This window comes from Amycolatopsis sp. NPDC049253 (assembly GCF_040678995.1).
Classification (GTDB): Bacteria; Actinomycetota; Actinomycetes; order Mycobacteriales; family Pseudonocardiaceae; genus Amycolatopsis.
This window is the reverse complement of the sequence record NZ_JBFAQX010000051.1, coordinates 13,298-34,208: the sequence shown is the minus strand read 5'-3', so window position 1 is coordinate 34,208 and position 20,911 is coordinate 13,298. Positions and strand designations below refer to the sequence as shown.

The 20,911-nt window shown below is 68.9% G+C and carries 30 protein-coding genes; 27 read left to right on the top strand and 3 right to left on the bottom strand.

Translation table 11 applies throughout. The features are described from left to right. Window positions 1–97: 97 nt before the first annotated feature. A complete protein-coding gene (locus AB0K15_RS46710; protein ID WP_364067421.1) occupies window positions 98–1,318 on the bottom strand; it encodes a tyrosine-type recombinase/integrase in 1,221 nt (406 codons plus the stop codon). Beyond that, window positions 1,287–2,351 (bottom strand): helix-turn-helix transcriptional regulator, encoded by a 1,065-nt coding sequence (locus AB0K15_RS46705; protein WP_364067417.1) that lies wholly within the window; start codon window positions 2,349–2,351, stop codon window positions 1,287–1,289. Before AB0K15_RS46705 ends, AB0K15_RS46710 begins: the two co-directional genes overlap by 32 nt. A gap of 236 nt (window positions 2,352–2,587) precedes the next feature. Between AB0K15_RS46705 and AB0K15_RS46700 the strand changes: the two genes are divergently transcribed. The 12 genes from AB0K15_RS46700 to AB0K15_RS46645 all read left to right on the top strand — a co-directional run bounded on the left by AB0K15_RS46700 (window position 2,588) and on the right by AB0K15_RS46645 (window position 9,737). Then, a complete protein-coding gene (locus AB0K15_RS46700) occupies window positions 2,588–2,797 on the top strand; it encodes a helix-turn-helix domain-containing protein (RefSeq protein WP_364067413.1) in 210 nt (69 codons plus the stop codon). Between the two features lie 5 nt (window positions 2,798–2,802). Beyond that, entirely contained in the window at window positions 2,803–3,090 is a 288-nt protein-coding gene (locus AB0K15_RS46695; protein ID WP_364067409.1) for a hypothetical protein, read from the top strand. Continuing rightward, window positions 3,087–3,269, top strand: coding sequence for a hypothetical protein (locus tag AB0K15_RS46690; RefSeq protein ID WP_364067405.1), 183 nt, complete (start codon window positions 3,087–3,089; stop codon window positions 3,267–3,269). Before AB0K15_RS46695 ends, AB0K15_RS46690 begins: the two co-directional genes overlap by 4 nt. Continuing rightward, window positions 3,266–3,769: a hypothetical protein gene (locus tag AB0K15_RS46685; protein WP_364067400.1), complete on the top strand. Its 504-nt coding sequence runs from the start codon at window positions 3,266–3,268 to the stop codon at window positions 3,767–3,769. The genes AB0K15_RS46690 and AB0K15_RS46685 overlap by 4 nt, the downstream gene beginning before the upstream one ends. Then, window positions 3,766–4,152, top strand: a complete 387-nt coding sequence (locus AB0K15_RS46680) for a hypothetical protein (protein ID WP_364067396.1) — start codon at window positions 3,766–3,768, stop codon at window positions 4,150–4,152. The genes AB0K15_RS46685 and AB0K15_RS46680 overlap by 4 nt, the downstream gene beginning before the upstream one ends. Continuing rightward, a complete protein-coding gene (locus AB0K15_RS46675; RefSeq protein ID WP_364067391.1) occupies window positions 4,149–5,081 on the top strand; it encodes a lambda-exonuclease family protein in 933 nt (310 codons plus the stop codon). Before AB0K15_RS46680 ends, AB0K15_RS46675 begins: the two co-directional genes overlap by 4 nt. Next, window positions 5,078–6,199 (top strand): phage recombination protein Bet, encoded by a 1,122-nt coding sequence (gene bet / locus AB0K15_RS46670; RefSeq protein WP_364067387.1) that lies wholly within the window; start codon window positions 5,078–5,080, stop codon window positions 6,197–6,199. The genes AB0K15_RS46675 and bet overlap by 4 nt, the downstream gene beginning before the upstream one ends. Further along, window positions 6,196–6,570: a hypothetical protein gene (locus AB0K15_RS46665; protein ID WP_364067382.1), complete on the top strand. Its 375-nt coding sequence runs from the start codon at window positions 6,196–6,198 to the stop codon at window positions 6,568–6,570. The genes bet and AB0K15_RS46665 overlap by 4 nt, the downstream gene beginning before the upstream one ends. Further along, the gene (locus tag AB0K15_RS46660) at window positions 6,567–6,908 is read left to right on the top strand and encodes a hypothetical protein (protein WP_364067380.1); all 342 of its coding nucleotides are present in this window, start codon (window positions 6,567–6,569) and stop codon (window positions 6,906–6,908) included. Before AB0K15_RS46665 ends, AB0K15_RS46660 begins: the two co-directional genes overlap by 4 nt. Next, on the top strand, window positions 6,905–8,302 hold the full coding sequence (locus AB0K15_RS46655; protein WP_364067378.1) for a phage/plasmid primase, P4 family: 1,398 nt from the start codon (window positions 6,905–6,907) through the stop codon (window positions 8,300–8,302). The genes AB0K15_RS46660 and AB0K15_RS46655 overlap by 4 nt, the downstream gene beginning before the upstream one ends. 223 nt (window positions 8,303–8,525) lie before the next feature. After that, the gene (locus tag AB0K15_RS46650; protein ID WP_364067376.1) at window positions 8,526–9,065 is read left to right on the top strand and encodes a hypothetical protein; all 540 of its coding nucleotides are present in this window, start codon (window positions 8,526–8,528) and stop codon (window positions 9,063–9,065) included. A gap of 153 nt (window positions 9,066–9,218) precedes the next feature. After that, the gene (locus AB0K15_RS46645) at window positions 9,219–9,737 is read left to right on the top strand and encodes a helix-turn-helix domain-containing protein (protein ID WP_364067374.1); all 519 of its coding nucleotides are present in this window, start codon (window positions 9,219–9,221) and stop codon (window positions 9,735–9,737) included. 27 nt (window positions 9,738–9,764) lie between these two features. On the opposite strand, the gene AB0K15_RS46640 is transcribed toward AB0K15_RS46645, so the two are convergent. Then, window positions 9,765–9,965 (bottom strand): hypothetical protein, encoded by a 201-nt coding sequence (locus tag AB0K15_RS46640; protein ID WP_364067372.1) that lies wholly within the window; start codon window positions 9,963–9,965, stop codon window positions 9,765–9,767. Window positions 9,966–10,031: 66 nt separating this feature from the next. Here AB0K15_RS46640 and AB0K15_RS46635 point away from each other — a divergent pair, with 66 nt between their 5' ends. The 15 genes from AB0K15_RS46635 to AB0K15_RS46565 all read left to right on the top strand — a co-directional run bounded on the left by AB0K15_RS46635 (window position 10,032) and on the right by AB0K15_RS46565 (window position 20,907). Then, entirely contained in the window at window positions 10,032–10,283 is a 252-nt protein-coding gene (locus AB0K15_RS46635) for a hypothetical protein (RefSeq protein WP_364067370.1), read from the top strand. Then, complete coding sequence (locus AB0K15_RS46630; protein WP_364067368.1) at window positions 10,280–11,317, top strand: glycosyltransferase; 1,038 nt, start codon at window positions 10,280–10,282, stop codon at window positions 11,315–11,317. Before AB0K15_RS46635 ends, AB0K15_RS46630 begins: the two co-directional genes overlap by 4 nt. Further along, window positions 11,314–11,994 carry a galactosyltransferase-related protein gene (locus tag AB0K15_RS46625; protein WP_364067366.1) on the top strand — a complete coding sequence of 227 codons (681 nt, stop codon included), beginning with the start codon at window positions 11,314–11,316 and terminating at the stop codon, window positions 11,992–11,994. The genes AB0K15_RS46630 and AB0K15_RS46625 overlap by 4 nt, the downstream gene beginning before the upstream one ends. A gap of 33 nt (window positions 11,995–12,027) precedes the next feature. Then, the gene (locus tag AB0K15_RS46620; RefSeq protein WP_364067364.1) at window positions 12,028–13,533 is read left to right on the top strand and encodes a hypothetical protein; all 1,506 of its coding nucleotides are present in this window, start codon (window positions 12,028–12,030) and stop codon (window positions 13,531–13,533) included. Between the two features lie 12 nt (window positions 13,534–13,545). Further along, the gene (locus AB0K15_RS46615; protein WP_364067362.1) at window positions 13,546–15,057 is read left to right on the top strand and encodes a hypothetical protein; all 1,512 of its coding nucleotides are present in this window, start codon (window positions 13,546–13,548) and stop codon (window positions 15,055–15,057) included. Continuing rightward, window positions 15,041–16,183, top strand: coding sequence for a hypothetical protein (locus tag AB0K15_RS46610; protein ID WP_364067360.1), 1,143 nt, complete (start codon window positions 15,041–15,043; stop codon window positions 16,181–16,183). The genes AB0K15_RS46615 and AB0K15_RS46610 overlap by 17 nt, the downstream gene beginning before the upstream one ends. Window positions 16,184–16,216: 33 nt before the next feature. Then, a complete protein-coding gene (locus AB0K15_RS46605; RefSeq protein ID WP_364067358.1) occupies window positions 16,217–16,753 on the top strand; it encodes a hypothetical protein in 537 nt (178 codons plus the stop codon). A 96-nt stretch (window positions 16,754–16,849) separates the two neighbouring features. Then, complete coding sequence (locus AB0K15_RS46600) at window positions 16,850–17,785, top strand: phage major capsid protein (RefSeq protein ID WP_364067356.1); 936 nt, start codon at window positions 16,850–16,852, stop codon at window positions 17,783–17,785. Between the two features lie 64 nt (window positions 17,786–17,849). Next, a complete protein-coding gene (locus AB0K15_RS46595; protein WP_364067354.1) occupies window positions 17,850–18,281 on the top strand; it encodes a hypothetical protein in 432 nt (143 codons plus the stop codon). Then, the gene (locus AB0K15_RS46590; RefSeq protein ID WP_364067352.1) at window positions 18,281–18,625 is read left to right on the top strand and encodes a hypothetical protein; all 345 of its coding nucleotides are present in this window, start codon (window positions 18,281–18,283) and stop codon (window positions 18,623–18,625) included. The genes AB0K15_RS46595 and AB0K15_RS46590 overlap by 1 nt, the downstream gene beginning before the upstream one ends. 4 nt (window positions 18,626–18,629) lie before the next feature. Continuing rightward, window positions 18,630–18,956, top strand: a complete 327-nt coding sequence (locus AB0K15_RS46585) for an HK97 gp10 family phage protein (RefSeq protein ID WP_364067348.1) — start codon at window positions 18,630–18,632, stop codon at window positions 18,954–18,956. Further along, window positions 18,953–19,414 (top strand): hypothetical protein, encoded by a 462-nt coding sequence (locus tag AB0K15_RS46580; protein WP_364067346.1) that lies wholly within the window; start codon window positions 18,953–18,955, stop codon window positions 19,412–19,414. Before AB0K15_RS46585 ends, AB0K15_RS46580 begins: the two co-directional genes overlap by 4 nt. A gap of 57 nt (window positions 19,415–19,471) precedes the next feature. After that, window positions 19,472–20,080, top strand: a complete 609-nt coding sequence (locus AB0K15_RS46575) for a hypothetical protein (protein WP_364067343.1) — start codon at window positions 19,472–19,474, stop codon at window positions 20,078–20,080. A gap of 93 nt (window positions 20,081–20,173) precedes the next feature. Then, entirely contained in the window at window positions 20,174–20,578 is a 405-nt protein-coding gene (locus tag AB0K15_RS46570; protein ID WP_364067341.1) for a hypothetical protein, read from the top strand. A 71-nt stretch (window positions 20,579–20,649) separates the two neighbouring features. Continuing rightward, window positions 20,650–20,907: a hypothetical protein gene (locus AB0K15_RS46565; RefSeq protein ID WP_364067339.1), complete on the top strand. Its 258-nt coding sequence runs from the start codon at window positions 20,650–20,652 to the stop codon at window positions 20,905–20,907. Window positions 20,908–20,911: the final 4 nt, after the last annotated feature.

Below are 20,911 nucleotides of genomic sequence, written 5' to 3'. Positions count from 1 at the left end.
GAGCAGAGGTCGGGGCTGCTCCCCCGGTTCTGACCTTGGGAAACGCGGATCGGGGCGTTGCGGAACGGCTGGTAGTTTTTGAGTCTGTTTTCGCTGGTCAAGATGCGTTTGCCGTGTCTTCTGTGGGAGTGCTGGGGAGCGCCTGGTTATCGGGGTTCGTCCCACGGTCCGTCCCACGCGGTCCCACGTCTGGAACAGACTTGAGCTCGGCCCGTTCGCCGAGCGCGGCAAGGAGCTTGGCTCGTGCTTCTGGAGTCCGCTGCACGTAGCCGGCCAGCTCTTCAAGGTCGGCGTGGCCCATGATCGCCTTCACAGCGAACACGTCCGCGCCGCCGTCGATTGCCCGCGTGGCGAACCCGCGACGGCTGGCATACCCCGAGCGGCTGTCGACCTTGAGAGCGGCTGCGGCCTTCTGCATTTGCCGCGTGATCTGGTTCTGCCGGACGACACGATTATCGGGTGTGAGGAACACGAGAACGCTCGTGCACTGCGCGCCGCCGATGTGCTCGAAGCCGCAGCCGCCGACGAGGTCGCGACCGTCCAGGCGCCTGCGCAGGATGTTGACGGCCCGCGCGGACAGCGGGATCTCGCGGTCTTCGCCGTCTTTCGGCTTCGGCCTGATCAGCTTCCGCCGGTAGAGGTACACGTCCTTGACTAGCATCCACCGGCCGTCTAAGTCGACTCGGTTCGCGTGTAGGCCGGCCAACTCGCCGGGCCGAATCCCGGTCTCCAGCATGAAGTCGACGGCGTCGGCGTAGACCGCCCCCATCTTCGGTGCGATCTTGTCGCGGTGGGCTTCCGATACGTAGGGCTTCGCTCCCTTTGTGAGCCTCGGGAGCTTGAGGCCCGCGCACGGCGACGCCGTCAGGACACGCCTCTCCACCGCGGCGTTGATGGACGCGGTGAAGGGCTGGACGATGTTCCGCACGTAGCTGGGCTTGTATCCGCGTCGCACCAGGTCATCTACCCAGTCCTGCACGCCGGCGTCTTCCCCGAAGCGGGTGATCGCGTTCAGGGCGATGTTTTCCCACTTGGGCAGCACGTGCTTGTTGACGTTGTTCCGCACGTTGATCGCGTGGTCTGAGTCGAACGAGCGGTCCGCGCTGAAGATCTCCCACCACTCGCCCCACGGCGTACGGGCGGACAGCGTGCCCTTCGATGCGGCGGCCTGCCGCTTCGCCTTGCCCTCAGCCTCGACCGCGGCGTCCTTCGCGTCCGACTTCCGATCGAACGTCCCAGGCACACGCTGCTTGGCGCCGTCGGCGTCGCGGTACAGGCCGCGGTATCTACCGCTCGGGAGCTTCTCCGTGCTCGGCATCTGCCAGTTCCCTCCTGTGATCTTCTGCTATTTGTATCCTGAGCTGAAGTGCGGCGATTTCGGCGCGCGCCCTCGTTTTCGCTTCTGCAGCTACATGAGAACGTGCTCTTGAGTGGTTTAGTTGACTCTCCAATTGACTGGCCATGCGCCTTAAATTCAGAGTTTGCGTGTCATCTCCCTGGTTCTCGGCCTCCTTTAGAGCCTCAAGGACTGTGGCAAGCTCGTGTTCATCGTGTGCTCGCATTGTGTCGATTGCGGCAGATTCTTGGGTTGCAAATTCGAATGCTTCATAGGCGTTGCGAAGTTGTGCCTCCAGCGTTGGCCGCTCCATTGCGAAGATGGCTCCTTCGACCATGTCTCGTAGTCGCTTGAGCCCATCGAGGTCCAGCCCGTGCAGTCGGTCGCTGAGGCTAGGGGCCTTGATGACATCTGCGCTACCGCTGATGTTTGCGTGTGCTTGCACGCTTGCTATTAAGGCGGAAGATTTCGGGGACGCTAGATTCAAATCCGAATTGACTGGAATGCTGAAGTCGTATCCCTCTTCCGGATCCGTAATAGTGGCGTCAATGGTTTCCATTCCTGCTTTAAGTTGGCTGAGTAACTGGTCCGTATGGTCATTTATGGGCATCCGGTCCAAAATTGTTGACGCAGTGCTCCGGATCGTCTTTAGGCCTTGGGATACATTTGCTAGAACTGTAGGGCCTTCGTCTGCTTGAGCTAATAGGTAATTGAGGGCCTCCAGGGTCGCTTGAAGTTCTTTTACTCTATGGAAGTTTGGATTTGGATGAAGGTTGGCGGCTTGAAGTGCGGTGGCTGCGTCCAAGTCAACTGCGTCCGCCGCTTGGACGACGGTGAGTGGCTTGGGATTCACGGGGATCTTCGCCCCTTGGCGTCGCTCAAAGCCGGTCTCCAGCTGGCGCCATCGCCCTTCGGAGAAGCCCGCTCTGCGGGCCGCGGCGCGCACGGACAGCTCTTTGGCTGTTCGGTGCTCCTGTAGGAGTCGCCCGAGATCGTTCTTGTGCTCCGAGGTCATGGCCAAATCCTCGCATCCGTGCTTCGCGGCTGTCCAACGCCGGGATCCCTCTCGCGCCGCCACACTACACGACGCTACGCACCACTACGCGCCACTACGCACCATCATGCACCGCTACGCGTTACTACGCACGGCGGTTGCGCGTGTCGACTTGCGAAGCAGTGATCGCTTCGCGTAGCGTCTGCCGCCTACAGGGAGCGACGCAAGGCTCCAAGTGAGTGCAAAGGAGTGGCCGAATGGCCGAAACCACGGTGAGCCCGTGGATGGGAACCCCGGAAGGGGCGACCTACACCGGAAGACACGCGAAGACCCTGCTGAAGGCACTTCGGCGCGGAGAGCTGCTCGGCTATCAGAACGGGCCCCGAGGGTCATGGCGGATCCACCGCGATGACCTGGACGCGTGGATCCGGGGCGAGCGCCCGCAGAAGCTCCGGAAGTCCGCGTGATCGAGATGACTGACAACCCCCAGACGAACCACCCGGCGCCCTACTTGGCGGTCGGAGCCGGGCGGCCCGTCGAGACGAACACCCTGGAGAACAGCATGTCCATCGAAAGCCAGTTTGACACATTGACACCTGAACGGCCCAACGTCGACAGCTGCTCGACGGCCGCCATCGACGAGTCCGACGCGCGGCTGACCGAGGTGGCCGCCCTGCTCGGCCGCGTCGAGCACGGCGAGTTCGACACGCTGGCCCAGGTCGGCGCCGAGCTGCGCAGGATCGTGGGGGTGGCCCGATGAGCGACGAACTGCGCTGCGAAATGGATTGCGGCCGCAAGGCCGCGTTCCGCGCTCAGCGATTCGACCGTGACGACGCCCTGCGCAACGCGTGCGGTGCCCACCTGGCCGCCGCCGTCCGCGCGGTGTCGCCGGACGAGCCGGTCATGGTTACCGCGTTGCGGAAGGTCGGTGCCCGATGACCGAGCCCGCCACGCACCCGAACGAACTGGTCAACCGGACCGTCCACTTCGCGCAGGCCGCGCGTGACGGTCGCCTGGCCGCTCTCGACGCGATCGCCGCAGTGGAGGCCGAGGTGCTCGGCTACGTCCGGCACCTCGGCGCCATGGCCGCGTTGCGCGACGCGCAGGTGACGGCGAACGCGGAGGGCAAGGTGCAGGCCGACCCCGCAGTCACCTCGGCCCGCGCGGCTCGGAACGTCGAGCCGCGCACCGGCAACCAGCGCGGCCGGATCCTCGCGTTCCTCGTCGAGCACGGCGACGGCGGCACCGACTTTGAGTTGGGCGTGGTCCTCGGGATCCTGCCCAACTCGGTCCGCCCGCGCCGTGGCGAGCTGGTGGACGCTGGCTATCTCGTCGACTCCGGCACGACTCGGCGGCACCGCGGTAGCGACTGGACGGTGTGGGTTCCAACCGACGAGGGCCGTGCCTGGCACGCGCGCACCCGCGGGGGTGCCGCGTGAAGAAGCAGATCGAGAACCTGCGCGCGGTGCTCGCGCACATCGAGCGGCACAACGTCGCCGAGCACGTGTCGACGCTCGGGCTCACCCACGAAGTGGACGTGCTGCTGTACGCGCCCACGGGCGCCCTGGCCGCGATCGCCGCGTGGGTCGAGACACTGCACGGTGCGGTGACGGTGGTCGCCCACGTCGGCGACGGCGGAAACCACCTCGTTGCATCCGGTCAGCTGGACAACGGCGACGCCGCAGTTGTCGCCGTCATCGCGCGCGGACGTGATGACGACGCGGTGGCCGCGGAGATGGGCGGCGAGCTGCGCGTGACGTGGCCGGCGTGCACCCTGCTGCGGCTGGCCGCCGAGGTCGACGCCGAGGCGGTGGGCGCGTGAGCACCTGGGAGACACAGGCGGCGCGTGAGGTGCTGCCCGCAGACATCGACCGCGAGACATGGCTGGCCGAGCGCCGGAAGGGCATCGGCGGGTCCGACACGCCGGTGCTGTTCGGGGAGTCCAAGTACCAGTCGGTCTACGGGCTGTGGCTGGACAAGACCGGACAGCTCGTCGACGAGGACGCGAGCTACGCCATGATGCGCGGCAACTGGCTTGAGCCGCACCTGGCCGACTGGTTCGCCGAACAGACCGGGCTCGCGGTGGCGCGCGCCGGCCTGCTCGCCTCTCTGGACCGGGACCACCTGCGCACCACCCCGGACCGGCTCGTGGCCGACGGTGGCGTGCTGGAGATCAAGACGCACAGCGTCTACGCCGACGTGGCCAAGGAATGGCGCGACGGCGGGATCTCCCGCGCCGCATACCTCCAGGCGCAGCAGCAGCTCGCGGTCACCGGCCGCACGCACGCGTGGTTCGTCGCCTGGATCGACCCGGTGCCACACCTGCGTGGCCCGGTGCAGCGCGACGACGCGGTGATCGCCGACATCATCGACCGGACCGACCGGTTCTGGACCGAGCACGTCCTGACCGGCACCCCGCCGGAGGTTGACCTGGCGACCATCACTGACGACGAGATCGCCGTTCGCTGGCCCACCGCAGTTCCCGGCACGTCCGTGGAGGCCCAGTACCCCGCCCACGTCGAGGCGCTGCTGGCCGAGCGCGCCGAGCTGAAGGCGGCCGGCAAGACCACCGATGCGCGCCTGTCCGAAGTGGAGGCCGCGCTGAAGGTCTTCGTGGGCGACGCCGAGGTGCTGACCGTGGAGGGCCGACCGGTGCTGACGTACAAGACGGTCGAGCGCGCGGCCTACACGGTAAAGGCGAGCAGCGGCCGGCGGCTGCACATCCCGACTCGAAAGGACGTGGCCCGATGACGGGCAAGGACATGGTGGCGCGTCCGGCGGGCTCGCTTGCGCTCGACCCGACGCAGACCGGATGGACCGAAGTTCAGCGTGCGGCGCTGGTCCAGCTCGGCCTCGACGAGGCGCCGGACGCCGACCTGGCGGTGTTCCTGCACTTCGCCCAGCGGACGGGCCTGGACCCGTTCGCCCGCCAGATTTACATGATCGCGCGGTGGGACTCGCAGGCTCGGCGGAACAAGTTCACGATCCAGGCCGCCATCGACGGCTTGCGGATCGTGGCCGAGCGGCACGGCCAGTACGGCGGACAGGTCGGCCCGGAGTGGTGCGGCCCGGACGGGCAGTGGTCGGACGTGTGGCTGAAGCAGGCGCCGCCCGTCGCCGCGCGGGTCGGCATCATCCGCAAGGACTGGTCGCAGGTGATGTACGCCACTGCGCACTTCGCCGAGTACGCCGGCTTCAAGAGCGGTGGCGCGCTCACCGCGATGTGGCAAGGCAAGGGTGCGCTGATGATCGCCAAGTGCGCCGAGGCGTTGGCTCTGCGTAAGGCTTTTCCGCAGGATCTGTCCGGGGTGTACACGGCCGAGGAGATGTCGCAGGCGGACGCGATCCAGGTGGAGTCCGAGCGCGCCGAGGCTCCCGCGCAAGCGCCGCGCCGCGCGGCGCCCGAGCCGATCGACTGGGACGCCGCGCTGGCCGAGGCCGAGGGCAATGTGGACGCGCTGAAGGACCTGTACAAGATGGCGCGCGGGGTGGAGCCGAACAACGCTGCGCTGGCCGAGCGGATCGCCGCGGCTGGTAAGGCAGCGAAGGCCGCAGCCGACGCGGCGGCCGAGCCGGTCGACGCCGAGGTGGTCGAGGACGTGCCCGCCGAGGCGCCAGAGCCGCGCGCGAGCGAGAAGCAGCTGACCGCGATCGCTGCCGCGCTCGGCGAGCACGGTGTGAAGGAACGGGAGGACCGCCTGGCGGTGGTGTCGTTCCTCGTCGGCGCGCCGATCGGCACGACGAAGAACCTCGCCCGTTCCGAGGCCGCGCACGTGCTCGACACGGTCGCGAAGTTCGCCGAGGCCGGCCAGATGGCCGACACCGTGCGCGACGCGATCGCCGCGTGGACTCCGGGAGTGGCCGAGTGAGCCCGCGGACGTACCGCGTCGGTGAGCTGCTGACGCTGCGGTCAGGCACCACATGGCGGGTGCGGGATCTGCACGTGGCCGAGAACGGCCGTCCAGGGGTCGGGCTGGTCAACCCCGACAACCGCCACCACGGCACGTCGTTTTACGCCGACGTGCTCGACGAGCTGGTGGTGGAATGCCTCCCGTCGGTCGCCGACGCGGCTGCACGAATCGCGGCCTACCTCGCGGAGCTGGATCGGCGCGCGGGCAGCAACCTCGACCCCGAGCTGATCCACTCGCTCGGGCTCGACGACGACGCCGCGGCGCTGCGGGCGTCGGACCTGCGCGCGCTGCTCGCCGCTACCCGGCGACCGGCTGGGGGTGGTGGGTGACCGGCGACCGCCGCACCGTCGAGGTGGACCGCGTCGAGTACGACTTGCTCGTGCTCGACGCGGCCGCCTGGCGGCTGCTCAACACCAGTCCGCACGTCGCCGAGATCCTCGCGGAGTGGGTCGAATGGGCCTACCGCAGCGACCAACGCGACATCGCGGCCGCCATCTGCGCCGGTGCCGACTGGCGCCGCGAGGCGACCGTACCCACCTACGACGAGCTACGCCGCCGACGCGCAGTCCACATCGGACCCGAGCTGACGCCGGCGGAGATCCGTGCCCGAGCTGCCGCGTCCTGGGCGCAGTTCGAGCAGCAGCACAGGGGAAAGAGGTCAGCATGACCACGACGTACGCCGACACCGACAACGCCAACGTCGTGCCGTTCCTGAAGGAGATGCACTCCGGGCAACTGCGGATCGCCGAGCGGTTCGTGACCGCCTACGCCGACCAGCTGCTCTACGTGCACGGCATCGGGTGGCACCAGTGGTGCGGCACGCACTGGATCGAGGACAAGGACGGAGAGGCCCGCCGCAGCGTCGTCGCGCTGCTGAAAGACCTCCGGCACGAGTCCGTCGAGCTGCCCGCCAAGGACCGCGACAGCCTCATCGCCGACGTGAAAAAGTGCGAGTCCTCCGGCGGCATCACCGGCGTCCTGGAGATCGCGAAGCACCTGCGACCAATGACCGTCGCCGCCGAGGAGATCAACGCCGCCGCGCACCTGTTCAACGTCCGCAACGGCACGTACAACCTGCTCTCCGGCGAGATGCAGCCTCACGACCCGCGAGACACGATCACCAAATGCGCCGGCACCGAGATGGTGCCCGGCGCGCGCTCCGAGCTGTGGGACACCTTCCTGGAAACCGTGCTGCCCGACCCCGAGGTCCGCGGCTACCTCCGGCGGGTGTTCGGCGTCGCGCTGCTCGGCAAGGTCCGCGAACACACCCTCCCGATCCTCACCGGTACCGGCGGCAACGGGAAGTCCGTGTGCATCGACGCCGTCCTGGCCGCGTTCGGGGACTACGGCATCACCGTGGACCCCAAGCTGATCATGAAGACGCGGCACGAGCGGCACGGAACGTTCCTCGCCGACCTGCACGGCGCCCGCCTGGTCGTCACCTCCGAGACCGACGAGGGCGACGTGATCGCCGCGGCCACCGTGAAGCGGCTCACCGGCGGCGACAAGATCCGCGCCAACCGGATGCGGGAAAACCCGTTCGAGTTCGAGCCGTCGCACTCGCTGATCTACGTCACCAACCACAAGCCGCAGGTCTCCGCCGACGACAAGGCCATGTGGCGACGCCTCGCCGTCGTGCCGTTCGACGTGACCGTGACCGAGCCCGACGTGAAGCTGCCCGAGAAGCTCAAGGGCGAGCTGCCCGCGGTGATCTCGTGGGTCGTCCACGGCTGGCTCGACTACCTCGAACAGGGCTTGAACCCGCCGGCCGCCATCGTCGAGCGCACCGAGTCCTACCGCAGCGACTCCGACCCCCTCTCGCAGTTCCTCGACGAGCAGTGCACCGTCCAGGCCTACGCGAAGGTCAAGGCAACCGCGCTGCACGAGGCGTGGGCCGTCTGGTCCATGAAGCAGGGCTACCCGCCGATGAACCAGAAGGAGTTCGGCACACGGATGGCGGACCGCGGCCACGAGAAGAAGCGCGGCACCGGCGGCGCCTACCAGTACGTCGGAATCGGCCTCGCCGCCGACGAAGACAGCGGCGGAGGACTCCCGCTGTGACCAGGGGAAGTGAACGATAGTGAACGATCTGCCGGAACCCCCTTATATATGTGTGCGCGTGGGGATACGGAAAACGGTTCACTATCGTTCACTCTCTACCGCGACAGTCCACATGAGACAGATCAACGCAGCGAGAACATCTTTTGCCACTGACTACTTGCCAATGCTGTACGCGGTATAGTGGGACCATCGTTCAGGTAGTTTCCGGGTAGGGGAGGCGGCCATGTCGGAGATCATCGATCTGTTGGACCACGTCGTGCAGCGGACCGCGGTGACGCGCAAGCCGGGCGCGATCGGCACGAAGTCGGGGTTCGGCTCCCGGCCGCCGATCGATCTGGACGCGCTGGAGCTGCGGGACGCGCTCGCGTACGCCGCAGGCTCGCAGTTCTTCGAGCTGGAGGCGATGGCGATGGAGCGCGTGGAGCGGCCGGCGCGCGTGCCCCTCGGTCTGTGCGTGTGCGGAACGCCGGTGTCGTGCGAGTTCGACCGCGTGGCCGCCGAGTGCACCGGCTGTGGCGAGTGGATGAACCGGGCGGAGTCTGTGCGCGCGGCCCGTGAGTACGTCGAGACGACGTGGATGACACCGGCTGAGATCGAGCAGGAGACGCGCGGCTGGGGTGCGCCGGTAAAGGCGTCACGGGTTCGGCAGTGGCGCTGCCGCGGGCAGATCAGCGCCGACGAACACGGCCGCTACCGGCTGGCCGACGTGCTCGCCCTCATCGACGTAACCACCGAGTTTGACAGGCCCCTGTCGGTCGCTTAGTGTGACAGCCCGAGGCGGAGCTATCTCCGCAGAACCCCACTGGACTACCCGCCGGTGGGGTTTTCTCGTTCTCCGGTCGAGCGCGGCGCCGCGTGCCTACCTCACGCGCGCGCCGCGCTCCCGGATCTACAGCGCGGAAGGCGGTGATCCGTCGTGCCCGACGCCGGCCAGAACCACCCCAACCGCGCCCAGCAGGCCGAGCGCCGCGCCGAGGCGTACCGGCTCAAGCTCCGCGGCCTCTCCGACCGTGCGATCGGTGCTCAGCTCGGCGTCAGCCACACGACCGTGCAGAACTGGACCAAGCAGGAAGCCGACGAGCTGGTGCTGCCGCTCGCCGCCGAGCTGCGCAAGGTCCAGCTGGAGCGCCTCGGCGAGATGCGACAGTCCGCGCTCGACGTGCTGGAGCGGTTCCACTACACCGTGAGCCACGGCAAGGTCATCAAGGACGAGACCGGCCTGCCACTGGAGGACGACGCGCCGCGGCTGCAGGCGATCGACCGTCTACTGAGGATCGAAGAGCGCATCGCCAAGCTGATGGGGTTGGACGCGCCGACCCGCGCCGAGGTCGAGGCCCGGGTGGAGCCGAAACCCGCCGAGCTGCTGGACCTCATCACCCGCGCGAAGCAGCAGCAGGAGGACGACGAGGCACGGCTGACCGAAGGGCCAGCGTGAGGACCGGGTGCGACACGGGGCGAGTGATCAGAACAGCTTGATCACCAGCGGCACGCCCGGTGAGACCAGAAGTTCTACCTCGTTCCGGCCGTTCGGCTCACCGACTATCTCCGCCGACAGCCAGAACGGCCCCTTGCTCAGCTGCTCTTTGATGTGGCTCAGGGCGTGCGACGGGTTGATCGCGTCGTGCAGGCGGTACTCGACGCCGGCGTAAGTGATGTTGACCATGCCTCGTAATCGTGCGCGCGCGCTTCGCCGTTTCAGACTCGCTGATCACGATCGGGGGTAGCTCCCATGGGCGGTGCGATGCCCGCTCACCTGCAGGCGTACTGGCTCGGCGAAGGCCTTGCGCGGTGGGCGACGACACCCACGCCGTACCGCTCGCTCGTCGCCGCACTGCTCGACGAGGGCGTGCCCGCGAACCAGGTACACGGCGCCGCGGCCCGGCTCTACCGCAAGCACTTCGGCCGCTGGCCCGGCAAGCACGACGGCGCGCCGAGCGCTGGTGAGCAGATCGCCGCGAGGCACGGGAAGGGGCGCGCGTGAAGGTCTTCTACTGGGTCGCCGACTACTCCGGATGCGGCTATTACCGCTGCCTGCTGCCCGGGTCCGAGCTGGCCAAGCGCGGGCACGACGTGATGGCCGACGGCCGCGTGGTGCCCGACGAGGCGAAGAACGGCGAGTGCGACGTGATCGTGGGCCAACGGGTCTGCACCGAAGGCGCCTCGCACACGTGGCAGAAGCTGGCGCGCACCGCCCGCGGCACGAAGCTCGTGTTCGAGACCGACGACGATCTGCTGAGCGTGGACCCCAGCAACAAGGCCGCGCGCCGCTTCTACGACGAAGGGATGCGCCGCCGGTACGTCGAGAACATGGCGGTAGCCGACCTGGTCACGACAACCACAGAGGCGCTCGCCGAACGGTGCGCCGAGATCAACCCGAACGTGGTTGTGCTGCCGAACCAGGTGCCGGCGTGGCTGCTTGAGCACTCGCCCAACTCGGCTACAAAAACCGCGTTTCGTAGTCGTGTGACCATCGGTTGGCGTGGGGGAACGAGCCACGCGCGCGACTTCGGCGAGCTGGCCCGCCCGCTCCGGCAGTTCCTCCAGCACCCGAAGTACCGCGACCGCGCCGAGTTCCACGCGATGGGTGCGCCGTACCACGAGCGCGTGGCCACGCGGCACGGCCGGGTCCGCTGGACTGGTTGGCACGAAGGCGTGGCGGACTTCCTGCGCGCCGTCGACTTCGACCTGGCGGTGATCCCGCTGCGGCCGACCCCGGTGAACGACCTGCACAGCACGCCGTTCAACGAGTACAAGTCGGACCTGGCGCTGGTGGAGATGGCGGCGCTGGGCATCCCGGCCATCGTCTCCAGCACCGGCCCCTACATCCGGACCGTGCTCGACGACGGCGCCCCGGCCTGCCTGGCGACTGACGGATCGGACTGGGCTCGGCTCCTGCGCGACCTCGTCGACGACACCGAAGCGCGCGAGCAACTCGGCAAGCAAGCCCGCGAGTGGGCGGCCGGCCGAACCATCGAGGGCAACGTGTGGCGCTGGGAGGAGGCGTACAGCTCATGACCCAGTGGAAGGCAGCGTGCCCGCAACCGCACCGATGTGCGTGTGGCTCCAAGGTCGCCGTCATCGTGCCGTGGGGCACCGACAACGGGCCGCGAGCCCGCGTCTGGGCTCGCGTGCGGCAGCTGTGGGAGCAGACCGACTGCGACCTGATCGTGGCCGCGGACCCGCTGTTCGCCGAGCGCGGCCGGTTCGCCGTAGGCCGTGCGATCAACCGCGCCGTGCGCCTGGCGCCGGCCGAGTACGACCGGTTCGTGTGCTTCGGCGCGGACATGCTGCCGTGCCCGGCCACCGTCGCGTGGGCGGCCGAGCAGCTCGACGAGCAGCCCTGGACGCTGCTGTTCGACCGCGGGCGTGGTCTGTCCGAACAGGACACCGAACACTGGCTGCAGGGCGGCCAGACCGAGCTGTACGGCGCCGAGCTGTTCGGCTCGCCGTGCGTCGGCCCGATCGCGTTCACGCGCACCACCTTCGACGCGGTCGGCGGCTTCGACGAGCGCTACGAGGGATGGGGCTACGAGGACGTGGACCTCTGGTACCGGCTCCAGCGCGACGTGCCGCGCACCGCGCCGCAGACCTACCCGGGCACTGCGCTCGTGCAGCTGTGGCACCCGACCGAGCATCACGACCTGTCGCAGGCGAACCCGAACGTGCGGCTGTTCGCCGAGACCTGGGGCTGAGCGGCTGTCCACGGGCAGGACGCGGAGGGCACCATGTTCGATCTCACCGCGTACCTGTCCGGGCTCGACGAGCGGCTGCTGGCCGACGCCGAGGGCCGGCGGATCCTGACCAGGCTCGACCCGCTGCTGTTCGCGCTCGTGTACCTGCCGCACCACCTGCGCGGCGCCGAGACAGGCGACGTGACTTCGTTCTCCGAGGCGCACCTGGAATGGTGCGACCTCGCGAAGCGGTACGTGCGGCCGATCAGCGCGGGCGAGCCGGGCGACATGCGCGACGCGATCATCGCCCCGCGTGGCCTCGGAAAGAGCACGTGGTGGTTCACGATCATCCCGATGTGGCTGGCGGCGCACGGGCACCGGCGGTTCGTAGCCGCGTTCGCCAACTCGGCCACGCAGGCGACTGACCACCTCGGCACGTTCAAGCGCGAGCTGGAGAACAACGAGCTGCTGCGCGTGGACTTCCCCGACCTCGTCGTGGCCGGCCGCCGACCATCAGGCACCACCGTGTCGGACTCGCAGAGCATGTACGTCGCGCGCAGCGGCTTCGTGTTCGCCGCCCGCGGCATCGACTCGTCGGTGCTCGGTATGAAGATCGGCACCCGCCGGCCGGATCACATCGTCCTCGACGACATCGAGGGCACGGAGGGCAACTACTCGCCGACGATGAAAGAGTCGCGGCTGAAGACCCTCACGTCCGGCATCCTGCCGATGAACAACCGGGCGTCGGTGACGATGGCCGGCACCGTCGCGATCCCGGGCGCGATCATCGACGACATCGCGGCGAAACAGCGCGGCGAGCAGCACCCCGAGTGGGTCGACGATGAGCAGTTCGTCCCCCGGTACTACGACATCATCCAGACCAGCGACGACGGCACCGAGCGCAGCGTGTGGCCGGAGCGGTACTCGATGGCCTGGATCAACCGGTACCGACACACCCGTTCGTTCCGGTCGCAGTACCGCAACGACCCGATGGCCGCGGACACCGCGTTCTGGTCTGGCGAGGACTTCGCCTACCGCGCCGATGTGGCTATCACGCACCAGCTGCTGTCGATCGACCCCGCGGTGACGACGAAGGCCAAGAGCGACTTCACCGCACTGGCGGTGGTCGGCGCGTCGATGCCCGGCCAGGCCCGGGTGTGCGTCGTCCGCGACGCGTGGCAGGTGAAGATCCCTCCGGGCGAGAAGCTGCGCACGCGCGTGCTGCAGATCCTTGAGGCGTATCCGGACATCGCTGGCGTGGTGGTCGAGACCAACCAGGGCGGGGACACGTGGCTGGCGATCTTGCACGACCTGCCGGTGCCGGTGCGCACGGTGCACCAGGACCGACCGAAGGAAGTCCGCGCCGGCTCACTGCTGGCGAAGTACCAGCGCGGCCGTGTGTTCCACGAGAAGCGGCTGCACCAGCTCGAAGCGCAGATGCTGCGGTTCCCGCTGGCCGAGCACGACGACCTCGTGGACGCCGTCGGCACGGGCATCGAGGTGTTCCTGAAGAGCGATACGACGCCCCCACGCGCGAGCGCGCGTGAGGCAGCAGCGTGAAGGGGGTGAGTCGTGGCGAACGACCTTGATGACGCACTGGAGGCGATGCGGTGCGCCGAGGACGACTACGACAAGGCGAAGGCGTACAGCGACGGCCCGGTGGAAGAGGTCTTCACCTCGCGCCGCATCCGGCGGTTGCTGCGCGACTCGGGGATCTCGTTCCAGACCCTGCTCGGTAACGTCGTGATCGACGCCGTGGCGAACAAGCTCAAGATCGTGAACGTGTCGAGCGACACGGACGCGCGCACCAAGCTGATCGCCACGTTCGACGAGGACGCCGGCATGAAGCAGATCCGGCCCGCGGTGATGCGGCGCGCGCTGCAGCTCGGCGACGCCTACTTGTCCGGGTGGCCCGTGCTCGGCGACGACGGCAAACCGGTGCCCGGCAAGGTTCAGGTGTCCGTCCACTCGGCACGGAACATGCGCGTGCTCTACGACGAGGACGAGCCCACCACGCCGCGGGTCGCGATCCAGAGGTGGACCGTCAAGACCGCTGCGGGCAAGCGGGTGCGGGTGGACCTGCTCTACGCCGACCGCATCGAGCACTTCATCAGCCGCGGCCAGCGCTCGACGAAGGCCGGCGACTTCCAGCCCTACGAGGCCGACGGCCGCGACGCGGTCGAGGACAACCCGTACGGCTTCCCGGTGTTCCACTTCCACGGGACCGGGCTGCCGGGCGAGTACGGCACGCCCGAGCACGCCAGCTTCTACGGCACGCAGAACAAGCTGCTGAAGCTGGAAATCAGCCACATGGCGGGCGTGGACTTCAACACGCTGCCGCAGCGACTCGGCCTGCGCGACGCGGGCGCGAAGGCCAGCAGCCCCGACGAGCTCGACGAAGACGAGTTCGCGGTGACGCCCGACGGGCGCCGCACGGGCACCGTGAACGGCGACGACCGCACGTCGAAGCTGTCGAGCGAGCCCGGATCGTTCTGGGACCTCGTCGGCTACAAGGACGTGAAGCAGCTCGACCCGACCACTCCGGCCGTGTTCCTCGACCCGCGCGCGGTGTACCTGCGCGAGGGTTCGGTGGCCAGCTCGACGCCGCTGCACTTGTTCGACCGCACCGGCCAGATCCCGTCCGGCGAGAGCCTGAAGACGGCGAACGAGCCGCTGGACGACAAGGCCGGCTCGCGGCGGGATGCTTTCGATCCGACGTGGCGCGGGTTCTATCGATTCGTGCTCGCGATCCTCGGCGAGACGGACGCCCCGGTCACGCTGGCGTGGGCGCCGATCGAGTCGACCGACGAGACGACGAAGCTCACGCACGCCAAGCAGAAGGAAGAGCTGGGCGTGCCGCAGAACCAGGCGCTGACCGAGCTGGGCTACAAGCCCGAGGACGTGACGCGCTGGTTCGAGGACGGGGACGGCGGACTGCCGCAGCGCGTCGAGCTGCTCGCGCTGCTCGGGCAGGCGGTGGCGTCGATGGCAACCGCGGTCTCTGCCGGCGTGCTCGACGAGTCGACCGTGAACCAGGTGATCACGAAGGTGATTGGAGACCTGGCCGATGACGAGTCCACGTGATCCTCGGGAGCTGATCCGCCGGCACGACCAGCAGGCGCAGGCCGCGGAAGATGACGCGGTCGCCGCTGTCGTCGGCCCGGTGGAGCGGGCGTTCACCGCGCTGTGGCGGTGGCTGCTGGCGCGGTGGGCGCGCCTGTTCGGCAAGCCCGCCACGCAGGCCGCAGGGCAGCCGCTACGGGACCTGCTCGACGACCTGACGGCGCGAATCGTCGGCATCGGGCTCGGGCCCGTCGACGCGCTGCTGGTCCACGCGCAGCGGGCACGGCTCATGGGCGCCGACCAGGGCGCCCGCGAGGCCGGTATCCCGCCGCTCGGCGACCCGGGCGAGGTCGACCAGGCCACGCGCGACGCGATCGAACGCGGCGTGCAGTGGGCACAGCAGAAGCTGGCCACTGGTGCCGACGAGCTGGCTCGGCTGGACACAGCCGACCTGGACGAGGTGCTGCGGCACGCGACGGTCGCGCGGCAGGCAAAGGCGATCCTGGAGCGCACCGCGCGCACCGCGTGGAACAGCGAGCTGAACGCCGGCATCCGTGCCGCGGCCAAGGCGTCCGGGGCGCGGCTGGTGTGGGTCGCCGAGCGGGATGCGTGCGTCGACTGCCTCGCCCAGTCCGGGCAGGTGATCGACTGGGACGGCCAGTTCAACCCGGCGCGGACGTTCGGCAAGAAGGCCCGCGTGTTCCACGGGGTACTGCACGGCCCGCCGCGGCACCCGAACTGCCGGTGTCGCGTGTCGCCGTGGCTCGGCCATGACGCCGCGGGCGCGCTGTCGGTGACGCACGATTGGGCCGAGGCGATCCGAGAGGCCGAAGCGAAGGGCGACACCGTGGCCGCAGACGCCGCGCGCCGAGCTGCGGCCGCCGCGGCTGACTCGGCCAGCTTCGACCTGCCGGCGGCGCTCCGGCGCGAGGCCGAGCGCTCCATCCTGAACGGCTACGCGCTGCCGTCGGAGTCCGAACGAGTCCGCGTCCAGGCCGCGGACCGGCTGCTGGCGCGCATCGGCGCCGGCAAAAACTCCCGCTCTCCGTCCGGCTGGCAGGTGCCGGCATCGGTGAAGAAGCGGGCCGAGCGAGCCCTGAAGGCGGGCACGTTCGCCACCCGGTCGGTACCCACCGGCCGCAAGTAGCCCGTGATGGGCTGAGACAAGGGAGACGCCGCGATGGCGGAGGAAACCACGACGGAGGCCACCACCGAGGGCACCGAGGCCGCAAAGGTCACGGCAACTGAGGAGTGGACGCCGCCGACCAAGGCCGAGTACGAGGCGCTGCAGGCGAAGCTGTCGCAGACCAACGCCGAGTCGGCCAAGCGCCGCGTCGAGCTGAAGGAGCTGCAGAAGCAGCACGAGACCGACGCGGAGAAGACCAAGCGTGAGGCGGCCGAGGCGGCAGCTGCGCTCTACAAGCCCACTGCGGTCAAGGCCAGCGCCCGCGCGGCGCTGCTGGAGGCCGACGCCAAGACGGACCGCGTGGCCGCCTTGGCTGGCCTGCTCGATGTGTCCAAGCTGGACATTGACGACAGCGGCGGGATCACCGGTCTCGAAGCCGAGGTGAAGCGGGTCAAGGCCGAGTACCCCGAGTTCTTCAAATCGGAGGACGACGGCAAGCCACGCCCCGGCAAGCTCACACCCGGCAGCAAGCAGACCGCCGGCACCCCGAAGACCGCGGGCGAGCAGATCGCCGCCCGCTACGGCGGCTGACGCCGCCACCCGGAGCCCGTGAGGGCAACCAGAACCGCACCCGTGATGGGGAAGCGGTGACTTTCCCTGTAATCCCAAGAGAAATGGAGCGCCATAATGGCGGTTTCCTTCACCGGGGCGGGCTGGATCCCGATCGAGACCAACCCCGATGTCATCCAGAAAGTCCAGCAGACCTCGGCGGTGGAGCGCTTCGGCCACCACGTGCCGATGGGCTCGAACACCAAGTACACGCCGCGTTCCGGTGGCGTCGTGCTCGGCCGCTGGGCCAAGTCCACCAGCGCGCCGGCTGACTCCAGCGCGAACGACTCGGTGCTGCTCGCTGCTGACAAGTTCGGCGGCAAGGTCACCGTGGCCGAGGAAGACATGTCCGACTCGCTGGCGTCCATCGTGGACGCCAAGAGCGTGGACGCGGGCACCTCGTACGCGAAGCTGTTCGACAACGTGACCCTCGGCATCACGGCGTCGAAGGCGACGAGCGGGTGGCTGTTCGACTCGCTTTACTACGTGCTGACGCAGGCCGACGCGACCACGGGTTACACCGCGAACGCGAACCTGACCACGGGTGTGACGGCGGCGACGTACGACGCGCTGTCGGCCCTGGTGGGCCAGCACGAGCAGAGCGACTACTTCGACGAGTCCGAAGTGGTCGTGATCGCGCACCCGTCGTTCAAGCAGGCACTGCGCGGCATCAAGAACGCCGACGGTGACCCGATTTTCCAGGAGTCGACTGCCGGTGTCGCCGGTGGCGGCCAGGCGCCCACGCCGTCGAAGCTGTTCGGCTATGACATGCAGTTCAGCATGGGCGCCAAGACGAGCGCGACCGGCTCGGCCGCTCCGACCGGCAAGCCGTTCGTGGTCGTCGGCAACCGGCAGCTGCTCCAGGTCGGTGACCGCGACCCGCTCGCGGTGAACTTCCAGGACAGCCAGACCGGTATCGGCGTCGACACCGACGAGAACGTGCTGTACTTCCGCGCCCGCAAGGGTTTCGCGGTGGGTGCGCCTGGCGCGTTCTCGATGCTGGTGATCGGCTGACGCACGGCGTGACGGGGTCGCGTGGTGTTCTGCTGCGCGGCCCCCGATCCGGAAGGAGGACGCCATGCCGACCACCTGGGCAACCGCGGCCGACGTGCTCACCTACGCCAAGGCGACAGTGGACGACGCCGACGTGCTGCGCGCGCAGGCCGTGATTGACCTTGAGGTGGGCCGACTGCCGGAGGACGCCGAGCGGATCGGCTCCCGGGACCAGTACTGGCTGAAGCTGGCCGTGGCCTATCAGGCGGCGTGGCAGGTGTCGCAGCCGGACGAGTTCGAGCGGCTGGACGTGACCTCGACCGGCGGGAGCCAGTCGACGCAGGGCACCGACAGCTGGATGACTCTGGCACCCCACGCGGCGCAGGCGCTGCGGCGGGTGTCGTGGCTCGGCTCGAAGTCGCTGCACATCCGCGGCGCCGGCGAGGACGCGTTGCCGCGCCGCGAGGTGTACGGCGACGACGATGCGGCCGACCCCGGAACCTGGCGGCCGCTCTGATGTGGGCGTTCGCGACGTGCCGGGCGTCGATCTTCCGCGGCACCACTCCGGACGAGTACGGCGACCCCGTGCCGAACAACCTCACCCCGTCGGCCTCGGGCGTGCTGTTCGCCGTCGACGAACGCGGCGCGCGGGTGTGGGATCCGGCCACGCAGACACCACGGGTCGTGCGCGTGGTCGCCGGCACCGTGCCGTCCACAACGGACGTGCTCACCGGGGACCGGATCCGCGACGACACAAACGGCGTGCTGTACCTGGTGCAGAACGTCACCCGGCCGCGCGCGGCGGGCCGCGTTCCGGACACCGTGCTGGAGCTCAAGCGGATCGGCGACGACGGGGGGTGAGGTCGTGGCGGACTACCGCGAAGAACCCGACTGGCGTGAGCGGATCGCCGCGGACGTGCGGGAGCTGTTCGGCCGGCTCATTGGCGACGTGCTCGACGACGCGAAGCGGCTCGTGCCGGTCGACACCGGGCACCTGCGTGAATCGCTGTCGAGCGAGATCCGCGGCGAGACAGCGCGAATCGGGTCGGACCTGAACTACGCGCTGTACGTCGAGGAAGGCCACCGCGTCGGGTACGCGGGGCCGGACGGCGAGACGGTGTTCACCGGCGATGTGGTGCCACCACAGCCGTACCTTCGCCCGGCGCTGTACCGCAGGCGGGCCGCGGGATGACGGCGCCGTTCGTTTACGCCACCGACGAGGTGGTGACGTGCGCCTGGCTGGCGCAGCTGAGCGGCTTCTCCGCCGAGATGGTGGGGGAGCAGCTGCCGCGCGACACCACGGGCTGGTCCGGAACGGGGTTCCTCACTGTCGCGGTGGCCGGCGGCGGCACCGTGCCGGAATTTCGGCTGGAGTCGCCGGTGATGGACGTGCGCGGCTGGGCGACCACGCCGGGCACCTCCGAGCCGCCGTGGAACAGGGCCCGAAACCTCGTGGCCGCGGTGCAGGCGGGGACCTACCGGCGGACGCCGTGGTTCCTGGAGCTGCCCGCGTGCAGCGAAAACGCCGTCGTGAAGACGGCCTACGTCCTCGGCAAGCCGAGGCGGGCGTACGGCGACTTCGGCGACTACGCGGCGTACGTCGTGGACCTGGTGCTGCACTGGGTTCCGGTCGCCAAGAGCACCCCGTGAGGGGACCCGACACCAACCCTTCGGGGCCGACCGGTCCCTTATCCACTGGAGTGCCTCATGGCTGACATTGACGGCCTGGTGCCCGGCAACCTCGTGATGGGTCCGGCCCGGCTGTACATCTACCGACTCGCCTTCGACCCGAGTCTGTCCTACGAGCCCGCGCTCGCGGACGTGAACCTGGCGCCCGCCGCGAGCGCCTGGTACGACACCGGCATCACGCTCGGCGGCACGAACGTGAGCATCGAGCCCACCTGGACGCCGCTCACCGGCGACCAGCTGGTGGACAAGCTCGGTGCCCGACTCACCGACCGCGACATCAAGGCCACGGTCAACTTCGCCGAGATGACCCGGGCGAACCTCGCGTACGCGTGGAACATGACTGCCGGGCCGACGGGCGCGGGCTACGCCGTGTCCGACCTCAACGCCGGCCAGAACGCGAACCGCGCCCCGTACCGCACGCTGATGATCGACGGTCTGGGCCCGGACGTGATCGACGGTTCCCGCTCGCTCAAGCGGCGCGCGATCCTGCGCAAGGCGCTGCCGTCCGGAAACACCGCACTGAACTGGGCCAAGACCGACCAGCAGGCGCTCGCGGCGGAGTTCCAGGCGTTCTTCGTCACCGAGCAGATCAGCCCCATCCGGGTCATCGACGAGGTCGAGACCTGATCCACCCCCGACGCAGCCCCGTTCCCGCGCGCGCCTGACCGCCGCGGGAACGGGGCTGCCCCCTTCACTTCGTCCTGTCAGGAGGACCACACCATGTCCGCATCCACCCCGCGCAAGACCGCGCCCCGGAAGACCACCACCCGCAAGCGCGCCGCCGCGAAGGCGCCGGCCGAGCTCGGCCTGGTGCTCGACGACGACGCCGCGCGCGCCGAGACCGACAAACTCATCGCCGACCGCGAGCCGCTGTTCACGATCGGCGGGACCACCTACACGATCCCGAAGCAGGTCCCGCCGTCCTGGTCGGTGAAGGCGTTCACGATCGCCACCGAGCAGGGCGAGACAGCCGCGCTCGCGTTCGCCGCGGAGAAGCTGCTGACGCCCGAGGCGTGGACGGCGTTCAGCGAGTGCGAGACCGTCACAGAGTCGGCGATGCGCACGGTGCTGCAGGCGCTGATGGACCGCATCCTGCCCGACGGGCTGCTGGGCCCAAAAGCCTGACCGACGACTGGCACGCACGGCTATCGACGGTTGGCTGGTTCTTCCAGCACCTCGACGACGTGCTGTCGGACATGTCGGTGTTCCACAGGATCGACGATCTCGACCAGCTGCCGGCCGCGGTGTTCCTGCCGCGCATGGTCCGGCTGGCGCACTACGACGGCGCCGTGCGGCACGCGGCGCAGCGCGAGGCCGAGACCACCACAGCGTCCCCACAACCGGCTCACGAGCCCGCACCGGCGGAGCCGGCCGCGCTGGTGACCAAGCAGACCCAGTCCCGCGAGTTCGCCCCGCTGGGGGTGAATCAGGCGGGCGTCTTCGACTTCGGGTGAGGGG